The organism is Vibrio rubrogenes (genome assembly GCF_059641415.1).
Genome location: NZ_JCARSY010000001.1, coordinates 33743 through 48496, shown reverse-complemented (window position 1 = coordinate 48496; position 14754 = coordinate 33743). Strand labels below are relative to the sequence as shown.

15 protein-coding genes are annotated in these 14754 nt (G+C 44.6%); 11 read left to right on the top strand and 4 right to left on the bottom strand.

Annotated elements, in window-relative coordinates:
• The first annotated feature begins 4 nt into the window (after positions 1 to 4).
• The 7 genes from AC55NX_RS00220 to AC55NX_RS00190 all read left to right on the top strand — a co-directional run bounded on the left by AC55NX_RS00220 (position 5) and on the right by AC55NX_RS00190 (position 7602).
• The gene (locus AC55NX_RS00220) at positions 5 to 2353 is read left to right on the top strand and encodes a chemotaxis protein CheA (protein ID WP_496993941.1); all 2349 of its coding nucleotides are present in this window, start codon (positions 5 to 7) and stop codon (positions 2351 to 2353) included.
• A 24-nt stretch (positions 2354 to 2377) separates the two neighbouring features.
• Positions 2378 to 3499 (top strand): protein-glutamate methylesterase/protein-glutamine glutaminase, encoded by a 1122-nt coding sequence (locus tag AC55NX_RS00215; RefSeq protein WP_496993940.1) that lies wholly within the window; start codon positions 2378 to 2380, stop codon positions 3497 to 3499.
• Positions 3500 to 3508: 9 nt separating this feature from the next.
• Positions 3509 to 4288 carry a ParA family protein gene (locus tag AC55NX_RS00210; protein WP_496993939.1) on the top strand — a complete coding sequence of 260 codons (780 nt, stop codon included), beginning with the start codon at positions 3509 to 3511 and terminating at the stop codon, positions 4286 to 4288.
• On the top strand, positions 4278 to 5360 hold the full coding sequence (locus AC55NX_RS00205) for a chemotaxis protein CheW (protein ID WP_496993938.1): 1083 nt from the start codon (positions 4278 to 4280) through the stop codon (positions 5358 to 5360). The genes AC55NX_RS00210 and AC55NX_RS00205 overlap by 11 nt, the downstream gene beginning before the upstream one ends.
• Before the next feature lie 47 nt (positions 5361 to 5407).
• The gene (locus AC55NX_RS00200; RefSeq protein WP_021018794.1) at positions 5408 to 5902 is read left to right on the top strand and encodes a chemotaxis protein CheW; all 495 of its coding nucleotides are present in this window, start codon (positions 5408 to 5410) and stop codon (positions 5900 to 5902) included.
• Positions 5902 to 6402 (top strand): DUF2802 domain-containing protein, encoded by a 501-nt coding sequence (locus tag AC55NX_RS00195; RefSeq protein ID WP_496993937.1) that lies wholly within the window; start codon positions 5902 to 5904, stop codon positions 6400 to 6402. The genes AC55NX_RS00200 and AC55NX_RS00195 overlap by 1 nt, the downstream gene beginning before the upstream one ends.
• 444 nt (positions 6403 to 6846) lie before the next feature.
• Positions 6847 to 7602, top strand: a complete 756-nt coding sequence (locus AC55NX_RS00190) for an MlaA family lipoprotein (RefSeq protein ID WP_496993936.1) — start codon at positions 6847 to 6849, stop codon at positions 7600 to 7602.
• 37 nt (positions 7603 to 7639) lie between these two features.
• On the opposite strand, the gene AC55NX_RS00185 is transcribed toward AC55NX_RS00190, so the two are convergent.
• From AC55NX_RS00185 to sodB, 3 genes are all read right to left on the bottom strand, one after another.
• Positions 7640 to 8311, bottom strand: coding sequence for an SDR family oxidoreductase (locus AC55NX_RS00185; RefSeq protein ID WP_496993935.1), 672 nt, complete (start codon positions 8309 to 8311; stop codon positions 7640 to 7642).
• 177 nt (positions 8312 to 8488) lie between these two features.
• Positions 8489 to 9013, bottom strand: a complete 525-nt coding sequence (locus tag AC55NX_RS00180; RefSeq protein ID WP_496993934.1) for a VC2046/SO_2500 family protein — start codon at positions 9011 to 9013, stop codon at positions 8489 to 8491.
• Between the two features lie 135 nt (positions 9014 to 9148).
• The gene (gene sodB, locus AC55NX_RS00175) at positions 9149 to 9733 is read right to left on the bottom strand and encodes a superoxide dismutase [Fe] (protein WP_496993933.1); all 585 of its coding nucleotides are present in this window, start codon (positions 9731 to 9733) and stop codon (positions 9149 to 9151) included.
• A gap of 255 nt (positions 9734 to 9988) precedes the next feature.
• On the opposite strand from sodB, the gene AC55NX_RS00170 reads away from it, so the two are divergent.
• Both AC55NX_RS00170 and AC55NX_RS00165 read left to right on the top strand, forming a co-directional pair.
• Positions 9989 to 10321, top strand: coding sequence for a Grx4 family monothiol glutaredoxin (locus tag AC55NX_RS00170; protein WP_077333778.1), 333 nt, complete (start codon positions 9989 to 9991; stop codon positions 10319 to 10321).
• Between the two features lie 65 nt (positions 10322 to 10386).
• The gene (locus tag AC55NX_RS00165; RefSeq protein ID WP_496993932.1) at positions 10387 to 12333 is read left to right on the top strand and encodes a DNA topoisomerase III; all 1947 of its coding nucleotides are present in this window, start codon (positions 10387 to 10389) and stop codon (positions 12331 to 12333) included.
• Between the two features lie 31 nt (positions 12334 to 12364).
• Here AC55NX_RS00165 and AC55NX_RS00160 read toward each other — a convergent pair whose 3' ends face one another.
• Positions 12365 to 12556 (bottom strand): hypothetical protein, encoded by a 192-nt coding sequence (locus AC55NX_RS00160; protein ID WP_496994256.1) that lies wholly within the window; start codon positions 12554 to 12556, stop codon positions 12365 to 12367.
• 412 nt (positions 12557 to 12968) lie between these two features.
• Between AC55NX_RS00160 and AC55NX_RS00155 the strand changes: the two genes are divergently transcribed.
• Positions 12969 to 13310 carry a UCP019853 family protein gene (locus tag AC55NX_RS00155; protein WP_496993931.1) on the top strand — a complete coding sequence of 114 codons (342 nt, stop codon included), beginning with the start codon at positions 12969 to 12971 and terminating at the stop codon, positions 13308 to 13310.
• A gap of 304 nt (positions 13311 to 13614) precedes the next feature.
• Positions 13615 to 14646 carry an NADP-dependent oxidoreductase gene (locus tag AC55NX_RS00150; protein ID WP_496993930.1) on the top strand — a complete coding sequence of 344 codons (1032 nt, stop codon included), beginning with the start codon at positions 13615 to 13617 and terminating at the stop codon, positions 14644 to 14646.
• Positions 14647 to 14754 lie beyond the last annotated feature (108 nt).

Below are 14754 nucleotides of genomic sequence, written 5' to 3'. Positions count from 1 at the left end.
CCGTATGAGCTACGAATTAGATGAAGATATTTTACAGGATTTTTTAGTTGAGGCAGGTGAAATATTAGAGCTGTTGTCCGAGCAGTTGGTTGAGCTTGAAAATAATCCTGAAGATAACGACCTTTTAAATGCAATCTTTCGAGGGTTCCATACGGTAAAAGGGGGCGCTGGTTTCCTTGCTTTAACTGAGTTGGTTGCAACCTGTCACGGTGCAGAAAATGTCTTTGATATATTGCGTAACAGACAGCGAAAAGTAACATCTGGCCTTATGGATACGATGTTACGGGCTTTAGATACTGTGAACGAACAGTTCCAAGCTGTGCAAGATCGTGAACCTCTCGAACCCGCAGACCCAACCTTATTGGAAGAGTTACATCGACTTTCTCAACCTGCCTCAGCAGATGAAGACGAATCAGAGGATATCCTGCTCTCGTCGGATACATCATCAGATGATGACACATCATTGCTTGATGAAGAGCCAGCAGCATCTGTTGAAGAGACGCCTCAACCAGAAAATAAAGCCATTTCTGACACGACAAACGCTAACTCAATTGATGAAATTACCCAAGATGAGTTTGAGCAACTGCTGGATGAGCTCCATGGCAAAGGAAAATCTCCGGCCCATGGCTCTCAGTCTGCATCAAAAGAACCTGCGCCAAAAGAATCAGTTCAGGCATCTAAATCATCATCACAGCAGACCACGAGTGATAGTGGTGATATTACCGATGATGAATTCGAGAAGTTACTCGATGAACTGCATGGTGTCGGGAAGGGGCCTTCAGTTGAAGGAAAAGAACAGGTTGCTGCGCCATCACCACCGCCACCGAAGAAAACGCCAGCAGCAGATTCAACTGCTCAGTCGTCAGCATCTGCCTCAAATGGCAGTGACAGTGATTTGATGACCGATGACGAGTTCGAAAAATTGCTGGATGAGTTACATGGTGCAGGCAAAGGGCCGTCCATAGAAGAGCTGGAAATGGCGGTCAGACCGGCGTCAGCAAATCTTGAACCTGTTGCAAAAGCAACCGAACCTCCGAAAAAAGCAACGGCAGCACCAAAAGCGAGCGCGCAAGCGAAACCATCGGTTACCCCGCCGGTTAAAGGGAAGCCTGAAGCTCAAACACAGGTTGCGACGCGGGAGTCCAAGGAGGTTGCCGCAGCGAAAAAACCACAGGCTGAAGCGAGTGTCCGTGTCGATACTTCTACACTGGATACCATCATGAATATGGTCGGCGAGTTGGTACTTGTCCGAAATCGTCTGCTCAGTCTCGGTTTGAACAGCAATGATGAAGAAATGTCAAAAGCTGTATCGAATTTAGATGTTGTGACTGCTGATCTGCAAGGCGCAGTCATGAAAACGAGGATGCAGCCGATCAAGAAAGTGTTTGGTCGTTTCCCTCGTGTCGTTCGGGATTTGGCGAGAAGCCTGAATAAAGATATTGTGCTGGAAATGCGCGGTGAAGATACCGATTTGGATAAAAACCTTGTTGAGGCGCTGGCAGACCCACTGATTCACTTGGTCCGCAACTCTGTCGACCACGGGATTGAAATGCCGGATGAACGGGTGAAATCCGGTAAGTCTCGAACTGGGAAAGTGCTGTTATCTGCATCGCAAGAAGGTGACCACATTGAACTTTGTATCATCGATGATGGTGCAGGTATGAATCCGGATAAACTGAGAGGTATTGCAGTTAAGAAAGGACTCATGGATGAAGATGCCGCTTCTCGTTTGACCAATAAAGAGTGCTTTAACCTCATCTTCATGCCGGGCTTCTCCAGTAAAGAACAGATCTCTGACATCTCTGGTCGTGGTGTTGGTATGGACGTGGTCAAAACGGCGATTAACACCCTGAATGGTTCGATCGACATTGACTCCGAAATTGGGAAAGGCACCAAAATTGCCATTAAAGTTCCATTGACACTGGCAATTCTGCCTACACTGATGGTTGGTGTCGCAGGAAGTCCATTCGCGTTACCACTGGCGAGTGTGAGTGAGATTTTCCATCTGGATTTGAGTCGGACCAATGTGGTTGACGGGCAGTTGACCATTATTGTGCGCGAAAAATCCATCCCCTTGTTCTATTTACAAAATTGGCTTGCGCCTCGTCAGGGCATCATTGAGCATCGTAAAGGGCATGGGCATGTTGTCATTGTACAGTTGGGGAACCAAAGAGTTGGTTTCGTTGTGGATACATTAATAGGACAAGAAGAAGTCGTGATTAAGCCGTTGGATAATTTGCTGCAAGGAACGCCGGGTATGGCAGGGGCAACGATTACCAGTGATGGACATATTGCATTAATACTGGATGTTCCTGATTTATTGAAAAACTATGCGGCAGCATCTCGCATCTAACTGATTGGTTGAATAAGGGAAAATATGGCGATAAGAGTTTTAGTGGTTGATGACTCCAGTTTTTTCAGACGTCGTGTTAGTGAAATCATTAACTCGGAATCGCGTTTAGAAGTCATTGACGTCGCAATCAATGGCCGTGAAGCCGTTGAAAAGGCAAAAAGCTTAAATCCAGACGTCATTACGATGGATGTTGAGATGCCAGTGTTAGATGGTATCTCTGCTGTGAGAGAAATAATGGCAGATAATCCGACGCCAATATTGATGTTCTCTTCCCTTACTCATGATGGTGCGAAAGCAACGCTGGATGCACTCGATGCTGGCGCGATGGATTTTCTGCCCAAGAAATTTGAGGACATTGCCCGTAACCGTGATGAAGCGGTGACGTTATTGCAACAGCGTGTTTTAGAGATTGCGCGGAAGAAAGCTTATCTTCGTCGCACATATCCGCTTTCTTCTCGTTCGAATACCACCAATTCATCTCCGGCTCAGACGTCGCCGACAGGGCGAGTGACTCGTCCTTTGGGCGGCAGTGTCAGCTCGGTACCGGTTCGTTTTAAAGCCAGTGGTAAACGATATCAATTGACCGCCATCGGAACATCAACCGGAGGTCCGGTTGCTCTGCAAAAAATACTGGTGAAGTTACCAGCGAATTATCCCCATCCTATTTTGTTGATCCAACATATGCCAGCGACATTTACTGCTGCTTTTGCCAGTCGCCTTGACTCTTTGTGTCAGATATCGGTTAAAGAAGCGGCTGATGGTGATGTATTACAACCAGGGGTTGCTTACTTGGCGCCCGGTGGTAAACAGATGATGGTGGAAGGTCGGGCAGGTGCTGCCAAAATTCGTATTCTCGATGGTGGTGAACGCATGAATTATAAACCTTGTGTTGATGTGACATTTGGTTCCGCATCAAAGGTTTATGCAGATAAAGTTCTTTCAATCGTATTGACCGGCATGGGGGCAGATGGTCGGGAAGGTGCGCGGATGTTGAAGCAAGCTGGGGCAACGATTTGGGCACAAGACGAAGAGAGTTGTGTTGTGTATGGTATGCCTCAGGCTGTCGCTAAAGCGGGAATATCGTCTGAAAGTTTGCCTTTGGAACGTATCGCTGAGCGTATTTTGGTAGAAGTGGGTCTTGCATAAGGAAAACCGATGATTGTTTGGAGTATTGCCAATCAGAAAGGTGGAGTAGGAAAAACAACGACAACCATTACGTTGGCGGGTCTGTTATGCAAAAAAGGTCATCGGGTGCTTCTGGTGGATACCGACCCACATGCTTCACTGACGACTTATCTCGGTTATGATTCTGATCATGTTGAGTCAAGTTTATTCGACCTGTTCCAGTTGCCATCTTTGGACGAAAGTTCAGTACGTCCTCTGGTGATTAAGACCGATATTGAAGGCATGGATCTGATCCCGGCTCATATGTCTCTGGCAACGCTGGATCGTGTGATGGGTAACCGAAGTGGGATGGGATTGATTCTAAAAAAAGCATTGCTGGCGCTTCGTCATCAATACGATTATGTATTAATCGATTGTCCGCCTATTTTGGGCGTTATGATGGTCAATGCTCTGGCGGCCAGCGACCGAATTTTGATTCCGGTTCAGACTGAGTTTCTGGCGATGAAAGGCTTGGAACGAATGGTGCGGACGCTCAGTATCATGCAAAAGTCACGAAGCCGGGAGTTCAAAGTAACGATTGTTCCGACTATGTATGACAAAAGAACAAGAGCCTCTCTGCAGACATTAACCCAATTGAAGAAAGATTATCCGGATCAAGTCTGGACGTCTGCCGTACCGATTGATACCAAGTTCAGAGATGCGAGTCTGAAACGTCTGCCTGCGTCTCACTTTGCTGAAGGGAGTCGGGGGGTCTTTGCATACAAACAATTGCTTATCTACTTAGAGAGGTTGGCGATTAATGAATCGTGATGTCGCGTTATCGAGTGAACAAGCTCTAGACGATTACTTTGCTGCTTTGCTAGACGAAGAGGCAGAGGAGTTAGAGCTGGTTCAAGAAAAAAACGCACAAGTTTCGCAAGAATCTGAAGTTGTACCACAATTACAGGCACAGCGTGTTAGTGTTACTGAAACCTCTGAAACTCATCAAGATGAAGCGCTGTTTCCGAATCTTGAGGATGTGCAGCGACTCTTGAATCAGCTGGAATCATCAAATCCAGTTGATGAAATTGAAGATATTGCAGCATTGTTGGATAAAAATACTCAGGAAATCTTTGCTTACCAAGACGTACGTGTCGAAGCAGATGAGATACAGGACTGGGATATTGACCTTCAATCTGAAGAGGTGATCGAAGTTGCAACACCATCTGATGTTGAAATCGCATCGGATGATGTATTGGAAGATGAGATTGCGGCAGTAGAAGTTATCAGTGAGCCTCTGACTGTTGAGCCTGAACCTGAGATGATAGTTCAGACCGCTCAAGTGGAAGATGTTCAGGAAAATATTGAACAGCAGTCGGACATTCAGCCTGAACCTCAGACTCAGGTTGGCGGCACGGTTGGAGATATTACCTGGCATAGTACCGAACGGGCTGAAAATTTTCAGGTGTTGTATTTTGAAGTTAATGAAATTCTATTTGCTGTGCCGTTGGATGAATTAGGTGGTATCCATCGTCTTGAAAAAGTTAGCCATTTAATTGGTAGGCCCCGATGGTATCTCGGCTTACAGACCAATCGTGATCAGCAATTGGATGTGGTCGATACAGCCCGTTGGGTGATGGCAGAAAAGTTAAAAAATGATGATTATAAGGAATCCTATCAATATATCGTAATGCTTGGTGACAGTTCTTGGGGGCTCGCGTGTGATCAATTGAGAGGAACCGAATCATTGAATCCTGAAAAGGTTCGTTGGCGTGAACGGGCTGGAAAGCGCCCTTGGCTTGCCGGAATGGTAAAAGAGAAAATGTGTGCTTTGATTCATGTTGAAGCATTAACCGCCATGTTAAAGGCCGGATTAGATGTTAAAGCACTCGATAATGATTAGATTTACCGAAAACATTAGTGTCGGATTCGACTTAGAGAGGATAAGGTATGTCTCATACAAATGAAGTAGAAGTGAAAAAAGATAAGTCTAATGATGAAGTGCTTCAGTGGGTGACGTTCCAGTTAGAGGAAGAAACTTACGGCATTAATGTGATGCAAGTTCGGGAAGTCCTTCGTTATACTGAGATCGCCCCTGTTCCCGGAGCACCTGATTATGTGCTGGGGATTATCAACCTGCGGGGAAATGTGGTGACGGTTATTGATACCCGTTCTCGTTTTGGTTTGATCGACGGTGAAGTGACCGACAATACTCGGATTATTGTGATTGAGTCTGAACGTCAAGTTATTGGTATTTTGGTTGATAGTGTCGCAGAAGTCGTTTATTTGCGAACCTCTGAAATTGACACCACACCAAGTGTTGGAACAGATGAAAGCTCTAAATTCATTCAAGGTGTCAGCAATCGGGAAGGCAAACTGTTGATTCTGGTTGATCTGAATAAGCTTTTGAATGATGACGAGTGGGATGAAGTGGCTCACTTATAATGTATCGTGACATTTTATTGAGCTTTCCCGTATTGCTCGGGGGAGCTGTTTTTGTTGTTTTCTTGTTGCTCCTGACAATATATCGTTTAAGACGTCTAATTTTAAAGCAGTCTGAGATGCGTCGTCAGGAGTCAAGATTATTAGATAAGTCGCTGCAAAAGGCGAATAAACAGCTTGTTGAACTACGTTCTGTGGTCGTCGGTCTGGGGCAAAAAATCTCCGAGCAGGAGCAAATTATCCTGCATCAGGATGAGCGCATTAAAGAGTTGGAACAGCAAGACAGCGATGCCCGGCTTTACACCCGAGCCTCTAAAATGGTGCAGCTTGGCGCTGATATCAATGAATTGATAGAAGAGTGCGAATTGCCTAAAGCTGAGGCAGAATTGATGCTTTCACTACAGAAAAAACTTTCCGGAGAGGAAAAAGTGCCACCGTTGGGGGCGCGTCCAGAAGGTGGGCCTGTCAAGCGGAAGGTTCCGCCGAAAAAGAAAAATGTATAGTCAATCATAAAAAGGAAGTCTGCGGACTTCCTTTTTACTCTTGGTTGAAAATATGGACAAGCATAAAAATTTGTCTGAAAAATGGGATCTATCGAATTTTTTATTCTTTCTGCTCAGGTACAAATGCCAGTGAGTGGACACACGATTTTTCCGCTGTTGTTATGAATTCCTAGTGCGAACTTTTCCGGTTCCGATGACAAAAATGTGCTAAATTTCTCCGGAGATATGCTGAATCATTCGAATTGATTCAGAGCGTAACGTAGTGACATTCGAAATATTTTTTATCAACAAACGGATCGGTCTATCTTGTACGTCGGTTGAAGTTGTTATTGATAAACGATATGAATATACTGAGCGGGTTTTGAGTGATCGGTCATAAGGTGCATTTGCTTTGCCGGATTGTTCGCTCGTATCTGAGTCAAGAAAGAAAACGGAAAAAATAAAATGAATGACCGTATCAAACGGCTTTGTCTAGGTTTGATTATATTAGTTTTGGTTGGATGTAGCACAACGGATCACGATGATCCAAATAACCCTAATGCATCGGTAAATGACCCGCTTGAAGGTGTTAATCGCAGTTTCTGGACTCTGAATTATGATTATCTTGATCCATACGTGCTCAGACCCGTTTCTCTCGCTTATGTGGACCATGTACCCAATCCGATTCGTCGTGCTATTGCGAATTTTTTCTCAAACCTTGATGAACCGTCCAGTATGGTAAATAACTTGCTCATGGGGAATGGGCATCAAGCGTTGGATCACTTTAACCGCTTCTGGTTGAATACAACTTTCGGATTGTTCGGTTTAATTGATATTGCATCTGAAGCCGGGATTACCAAAGCCGATCAAAAAGGTTTTGGGGATGCCCTAGGTCATTACGGTGTCGGGAATGGCCCTTATCTGATGGTGCCAGCTGTCGGACCTTATACACCCCGTGCTGTGACTGATTTAGTCGATGAAACCTATGCTCCGCTTTCTTACTTGAATCTCTGGGGAAGTGTTTCAAAATTTATTTTTGAGGGGATGGAAAACCGAGCCGCATTGGTGAGTCAGGAGTCAATGTTGGAAAATTCACCAGATCCTTATGCGTTGACCCGAGACATCTATTTGCAACATCAGGATTTCAAAGCTGAAATTGAGAAAAAAGAGACCTACGATCCGGAGCAGGAAGAATTATTTGACCAATATATAAGCGAATAAACGCGATAATCTGGTCTGTATTCTGATGTCGGCCGATTTAAGCCGACATGGTTCTTCCGCTAAAGTACTCGTTTTCTACAATATATTCTGTATTTCGAATCAGTTCATCTAACAACACTGGTGTCGGTCGTGATTCGCCATCGGCTGCTTCTAAAACGGGGATAACCGCCCCGACCCGTATATTGAATGGTGTGAGTTCTTTTGCCCAGCTTTGGGTAAATCCAGTGACCATTGATGCCGAGTTTTCAAAACCTTTGAGCGTCTCTTGATCGGTATTCGAAATGATATTGACGATGACACCTTCTTTTTTATCACGTCTCATACGTTCAGCACTCATCTGGCCAAATGAAAAAATCGTCGAAGCCATAATCGTCAGGTTGTTGGTAAACATCTCCAGAGGTTGTTCATCAGTCACTGAGGGTAATGGAGTATTGGGCCAGTGATTCACTAATATGTCCGGGCCTTCATGATATTTCTCGGCAATAAAATTCAGTAATGCTTCGATTGAGCCGGGTGTGTAATCCGGTAGAAAGAAATAACTGGTACTGGCTGAAAGCTCTCGGATTCTCGTATAAGTCATCAGCAGCTCTTGTTGATGGGTATCTGTCAGGACTATTTTCGCACCCAGTTGAGCGAAGCGCTCAGCTAATGCACTCCCCAACATAGTTGCTGATGAAGTGATGAGAATAATTGAATCCTTGATATGCATGACTGGCGTTTTCCTGTGGGTCATTATTTTTATTTATGTCTGATTAGCATGGTTGAACCCATCAGGTAAGGATGTGAAAAGAGTCAAAGAATATATTTTAAGCTGTAGTATGTGGGCTGTTTTGGGGGGTAATTCACACAACCATCGGGGTGTCACTGTGTGATTGCAGAGAAACAGTTAGGCCTGAGCTTGAATTTGAGACAATCTCCGGTTAGTAACCAATTGATTATAAAGTTCGTAGTTTAAAGATTGTGGTGGTGTTTTGCCTTCCAGCTGGCGACGCTGGTGACCGGAGAGGTTGTGATAAACCGATTCTTCCAGTTGATGGGTATGCTCGGGGAAATAAGACAAAGCATCCGGGCGTAGATAATGCTGAAGTTTTGCCGAACGTATCCCCCCTTGATGAAATTGTAAAGCGATTTGAGCCCCTGATGCATAGGTTTGCTGATCGGATCGTAAGGATTGCGGTGATGCCAGAGCAAAGTGTTTGCGCAATTCACCGTCGGTATGATGAATGGGATCAATCACTTCTGTTGCCGTGTTTTCACGCATGTCGTTGGAGAGCATGGCAAGCAGCAATGCAAAATCGGCGCGTCGATTTTGTGCAACTGCCTGATTCACGCTCTGTCCGCATTGCAGTTCGTTAATCAGGTTTGCTTTATCCAGTGTATGTTGGATTTCGGTGGTTTGCTGTAGCATCATCTTCTCCGTCTGATGCTTACATATCGGCAGTTAAAGCGTCGACTTTAATGTCATTCTGGTTGAATTTTATATAAAAAAATCCCCTGCCGAGACAGGGGATGATTTCACGATTCTGAAAGATTCGGGATAACCGAATTATTTTGCCAGATTTTCAGTAACGAATTCCCAGTTAACCAATGCCCAGAAAGCACTCATGTAATCAGGACGAACATTACGGTAATCGATGTAGTAGGCGTGTTCCCACAGGTCAACGGTCAGTAGCGGTGTTACACCAGCTTCAGTCAGTGGTGTTGCTGCGTTGGATGTATTGACAATATCCAGAGAGCCGTCGGCTTTTTTCACCAACCAAGTCCATGATGAACCAAAGTTGTTGATGGCAGAATCAGTAAATTTTGCTTTGAAATCTTCGAAAGAACCAAACGCCTGATTGATTGCATCAGCAACGGCGCCAGTTGGTTCACCGCCACCGTTTGGTGACAGGCAGTGCCAGTAGAATGTGTGGTTCCAAATCTGAGCCGCGTTATTGAAAATGCCGCCAGATGAAGTTTTGATGATCTCTTCAAGTGACTTGTTTTCGAATTCAGTACCTGGGATCAGGCCATTCAGCTTAACCACATATGTGTTGTGGTGTTTACCATGATGGTAGTCGAGTGTTTCTGCTGAAATATGAGGTTCCAATGCATCTTTTGCATAAGGAAGAGCGGGTAGTTCAAATGACATTGCTCAGTTCTCCATTGTGTTTGAAAGAGGATGCTCTTTCAGTTAGCTTCCAGAGTTATTTTCTTTTGATGTTCGTCAAAACGACTGACTTGATTCTATTTTAGCAAGTTTTTACTTTATTTAAAGCACTAATTTGTCAACATAACAGGACAGCGTTGTATCCTCAACGAAAGAGACCATACTAATAATAGGCTTTTTATTCTCAGTTAATGATTTAGAATAGCCGATATTTTTAAATGCTCTGACGAGGACATCATGGAAACAATCGATAAAATTAAAAAGCAGATTTCTGACAATCCAATTCTGCTTTATATGAAAGGTTCACCTAAGCTACCTAGTTGTGGTTTTTCATCTCAGGCAGCACAGGCATTGATGGCTTGTGGAGAAAAATTTGCTTATGTGGATATTCTCCAGAATCCGGATATCCGTGCAGAGTTACCAGTTTATGCCCAGTGGCCGACTTTTCCTCAACTATGGATAGAAGGTGAACTGGTTGGTGGTTGTGACATCATTCTGGAAATGTTCCAGAAAGGTGAACTGCAACCTCTGATTAAAGAAGCTGCAGCGCGCGCAGAAAAAGAAGAGTAAGCTGTATAAATTTACAGTTGATCCTGTTATGTTAAGGCCACAAATTTTTGTGGCCTTAGTATTTTATGCCTCGTTTATTTATTGCTGAAAAACCGAGTCTCGGCCGTGCGATTGCCGAGGTTTTACCTCGTCCTCACCAGAAGGAGGATGGGTGCATTCGTTGTGGTAATGGCGATATCGTCACATGGTGTATCGGTCATCTTTTAGAACAGGTTGAACCGGAAGCCTACGATGAACGCTATAAGAAATGGCGACTGGAAGATTTACCGATTGTGCCGCAGCAATGGCAGCTTCGCCCTAGAAAATCTGCTTCACGGCAACTGGCCGTCATTAAGAAATTGCTCAAATCCCCACTACAGATTGTTCATGCCGGAGACCCGGATCGTGAGGGGCAGCTTTTGGTGGACGAAGTGTTGGAGTATTGCCGGGTCAGCCAACAGCGTCGGGCAGACACGGAACGTCTGTTGATTAACGATCTGAATCCGTCTGCCGTCAAACGGGCATTACAACAAATCAGACACAACCGAGAATTTATACCGCTCTCTGTCTCTGCATTGGCACGCTCCCGGGCGGATTGGCTATATGGCATGAATATGTCGAGAGCGTATACCCTGTTAGGGCAACAGTCTGGTTATCAAGGGGTTCTCTCGGTGGGACGAGTTCAGACACCGGTACTCGGGTTAGTGGTTCGCCGAGATGAAACGATTGAGAACTTTGTGCCCCGGGATTACTTTACCCTTCATGCCCTGATTCCATACCACACAGCAGATCAAGCTTTTGATATTAGGGCACGCTGGAAGCCCAGCGAAGCCTGTCGCCCGTGGCAGGATGATGAAGGGCGCGTGCTTCATCGGCCACTGGTTGAAAACGTCGCGAGACGAATTCAAGGGCAACCCGCAACTGTCACGGATTCAGAACAGAAACAAACGCGCCAAAATGCTCCGTTGCCTTATTCTCTCTCTGCTTTACAAATTGATGCAGCGAAAAAATATGGGATGAGTGCCCAGCAAGTGCTGAACATCTGTCAGGGACTGTATGAAAAGCATAAGTTGATCACTTATCCCCGTTCAGATTGTCGCTATTTGCCCACGGAACATTGGCAGGCGTCGGCTGCCGTAACTGCTGCAATCTCAAATATTGCGCCAGCGCTACAGCAAGCGGTTGATGGTGTAGATTTATCTTTGAAATCCAAAGCGTGGAATGATAGTAAGGTTGATGCACACCATGCCATTATCCCGACACCGAAAACGAAGACTGCGATGTTGTCAGGCGATGAACAGAAAGTTTATCAACTCATTGCCAAGCAGTATTTGATCCAGTTTTACCCACCCGCGTGCTATGCCGAGTCTCAACTGGTATTTGAGATTGCCGGCGGAACCTTTATTGCCAAAGGTAAACAGATGGTTTCGCCCGGTTGGAAGACTGTCACAGGGTTTCGTGATGATGACCAAGATGGTCTTGAAACGGTTCCTCCGCTGACAAAAGGAACTATTTTGACATGTCGTGAAGGTGAAATTGGTAGCCATCAGACTGAGCCGCCACGACCTTTTACAGAAGCAACTTTATTGCTCGCGATGACGGGGATTGCCCGATTTGTTGAAGATAAATCACTGAAAAAAATATTACGGGAAACAGACGGGCTCGGAACGGAAGCAACCCGTGCCGGTATTATTGATACGCTGATCAAGCGTCAACTCATACAGCGGGAAGGAAAACAGATCCGCAGCACGCCGGCGGGGCGAGGACTGATTCATGCGTTACCCGTAGAATCGACATATCCGGATATGACCGCTCAATGGGAACATCAGTTGCAGGATATGGCAGAGAAAAATCAGGCTTATCAGCCATTTATGAACGCACTTACTCAACAGATTGATCATTTGATGCGACAAGTGAAAACTGCACCGCCACCGGACTCTTTACGTTCACTCCCTCAGCCGGTAAAGCGCTCACGGACAAGAAAGTCGTTTGCCAAACGTGGTGCCAGAAAGTCATCTGCTTCATCAACCTGAAAAGGACGATGGTTGTAGATAGGTCATCATTTTAGTTCTCCAGAGACCATGCCGCCAGTAAGCCATTTTTCAAGCCAAAGGCTACTCCTCCGGGGCTACTACCGACACCACAAAGCCGATAAACAAATAGTGGATGGTGTTGATCCACAACAAACTGAACAAATACTGTCAGAAAGTTGATGTCGACACCACTTTTTTGCTGAATCGACTGATATTTTATCATCTGAAGCTGCCATGAGCCTGCCGTTACTCTGGCAGCGGTGTCAGAGAAGGAATATAGACTTCAAACAGTAGGTAGTAACACGAGGGGAGAGAAGGCTGTTGATGCCGAAAGCCTTAATGGTGTGAGGACATCGTTTATTTCGGTGTGTCGCCGGAAGAATGAATTGTCTCTTTCTGTAAATCGATTATGCTTATGGGGGAAATCGTCGTATTATCAGGATGGTTATTCAATTTTATTGATTGTTTTATCTGCATATATATATGAATAAAAACAAATAAATTAGAGTTAATCTCCATGTTATGGTGATAATAATCAATTATCTTCATCTGGAGTATAGCGCTACGTTTTAACATTTTTAATAGTGTTTACTTATGCTAAATACGTTTTATCAAAATATAATAACGGAGACTTCATGAAAAAATATAAAGCTAAAGTCATTCATATTAATCCAGAAGCACGAGAAGAGATCACTTTTGATATTCATGGTTCAATCGTTCAATGTTTTTTAGGTCATGTTCCAGGCGATATTTGTATCGGAAAAAGCTATTTAATCACATTTGCGTTTCTGGATGAGGATTTAGCTGAACAATTTGGAGAAGGTATACCTGCAGTGACATCCGAACATGATGACTCTATTGAGTTATCGCTTTCAATGGGAGACGCCCCTATGGGGACTGAGTATGCGTCACTCAACGGCAAAGCTATATCGATTCAGCTTGAACCATGCATGGAATCTTCATTAGTTCAATACTGAGGAAAAATAGAATACTGTTATCTGATGAGAATCATTGATGACATCAGGTGGCAGTTTATCTTTATAAATTAGAATGTATGTATTTCTTATCTTTCGGTATGCCCTCACCCTTTAAATGGCTAGATTCGTCACCATATATATCACTATTACATTGCTTAAATATCTGAATATAAGATATTCATAATATTTAATGGATGTTATTGAAATTATAATGGCCGATTAAGACATAGAGCGCATAATTTATGCCATATTGAGTCATGACCTATCTAAAATCAATGAGATATGACGTGAACAGGTTGTCGTGATGATGAAAACAAAGCATTCGATGAGAGAGGAAAATATGCAGACATATCGGGCGGTTCATTTGGTTGACAGACCTCAGCAGGAGATTACTGCGGATTTATTTTCAACAGAAACAGCAACAATACCAACGCCACAAGAGGGTGAATTTTTGGTGAAAGTCACGCATTTGTCTCTTGATCCTGCGATGCGTGGCTGGATGAGTTCAGATGAAAATAGTTATATTCCCCCGGTAAAACTGGGAGAGGTCATGCGTGCCAGTGGTATGGGGGAGGTCGTGTCTTCCAAACATCCTGATTACCCTGAAGGCACCAGAGTGCTGGGGATGACGGGAATGCAGGAATACCTGATTTCCAACGGAACCGGGCTGAATAAAATCCCGGCAGAGATTCCGGCTGAAGCTGTGCTGGCGGTTATCTCGCTGCCGGGGGTTACTGCGTATCATGGTTTGTATCAAGTTTTACAACCAAAGCCAGGGCAAACTCTAGTCATTACCGCAGCGGCCGGCTCGGTTGGTTCACTCGTCGGACAAATGGCGAAGAACCTTGGATTGCGAGTCGTCGGGGTTGTCGGTAATGACGAAAAAGGGCGATGGATTACCGAAGAGTTAGGGTTTAATGCCGCCTTGAATTATCACGATCCGGACTTTGCTGAACAACTGGCAGCAGCCACACCGGATGGGATTGATCTGTTTTTTGAAAATACCGGTGGTACTGCGCAGGCACCTATTTTTGCCCGGATGAATGCGCATGGGCGTATTGCTGTTTGCGGTCTGATTGCTGAATACAATAAAGATCAGCCTGATCCGGGACCAAGCTGGATGAATATTATTAAACGCCGTCTGTCGATTCAGGGGTTCACGATGCCGGATCATTTTGATCGGTTTGCTGATTATGGTCAGGCTTTAGGCGGGATGCTGATGAAAGGAGAACTGAAGTATCGCACCCATGTAATTCATGGTATTGAAAATGCGCCTGATGCGATTAAATTACTATTTAGTGGTGATAACCAAGGTAAGTTAATCGTCGAGTTATAAGATTCTGCCAAATATCTCTATTTTTAACGGGCTCACCTGAGCCTGTTTTTCATGGTGCTATCGACAAATTCTTCATATGCGGTATTACGTCTTGTGCCTCGGACGTTT

Excerpts from the sequence above, each read along its gene's own strand:
- AC55NX_RS00185 (WP_496993935.1), bottom strand. The coding sequence starts at position 8,311 with ATGCATATCAAGGATTCAATTATTCTCATCACTTCATCAGCAACTATG.
- AC55NX_RS00165 (WP_496993932.1), top strand. The coding sequence starts at position 10,387 with ATGCCTCGTTTATTTATTGCTGAAAAACCGAGTCTCGGCCGTGCGATT.
- AC55NX_RS00220 (WP_496993941.1), top strand. The coding sequence starts at position 5 with ATGAGCTACGAATTAGATGAAGATATTTTACAGGATTTTTTAGTTGAG.
- AC55NX_RS00205 (WP_496993938.1), top strand. The coding sequence starts at position 4,278 with ATGAATCGTGATGTCGCGTTATCGAGTGAACAAGCTCTAGACGATTAC.
- AC55NX_RS00210 (WP_496993939.1), top strand. The coding sequence starts at position 3,509 with ATGATTGTTTGGAGTATTGCCAATCAGAAAGGTGGAGTAGGAAAAACA.
- AC55NX_RS00155 (WP_496993931.1), top strand. The coding sequence starts at position 12,969 with ATGAAAAAATATAAAGCTAAAGTCATTCATATTAATCCAGAAGCACGA.
- AC55NX_RS00180 (WP_496993934.1), bottom strand. The coding sequence starts at position 9,013 with ATGATGCTACAGCAAACCACCGAAATCCAACATACACTGGATAAAGCA.
- AC55NX_RS00200 (WP_021018794.1), top strand. The coding sequence starts at position 5,408 with ATGTCTCATACAAATGAAGTAGAAGTGAAAAAAGATAAGTCTAATGAT.
- AC55NX_RS00195 (WP_496993937.1), top strand. The coding sequence starts at position 5,902 with ATGTATCGTGACATTTTATTGAGCTTTCCCGTATTGCTCGGGGGAGCT.
- AC55NX_RS00150 (WP_496993930.1), top strand. The coding sequence starts at position 13,615 with ATGATGAAAACAAAGCATTCGATGAGAGAGGAAAATATGCAGACATAT.
- AC55NX_RS00160 (WP_496994256.1), bottom strand. The coding sequence starts at position 12,556 with ATGATAAAATATCAGTCGATTCAGCAAAAAAGTGGTGTCGACATCAAC.
- sodB (WP_496993933.1), bottom strand. The coding sequence starts at position 9,733 with ATGTCATTTGAACTACCCGCTCTTCCTTATGCAAAAGATGCATTGGAA.
- AC55NX_RS00215 (WP_496993940.1), top strand. The coding sequence starts at position 2,378 with ATGGCGATAAGAGTTTTAGTGGTTGATGACTCCAGTTTTTTCAGACGT.
- AC55NX_RS00170 (WP_077333778.1), top strand. The coding sequence starts at position 9,989 with ATGGAAACAATCGATAAAATTAAAAAGCAGATTTCTGACAATCCAATT.
- AC55NX_RS00190 (WP_496993936.1), top strand. The coding sequence starts at position 6,847 with ATGAATGACCGTATCAAACGGCTTTGTCTAGGTTTGATTATATTAGTT.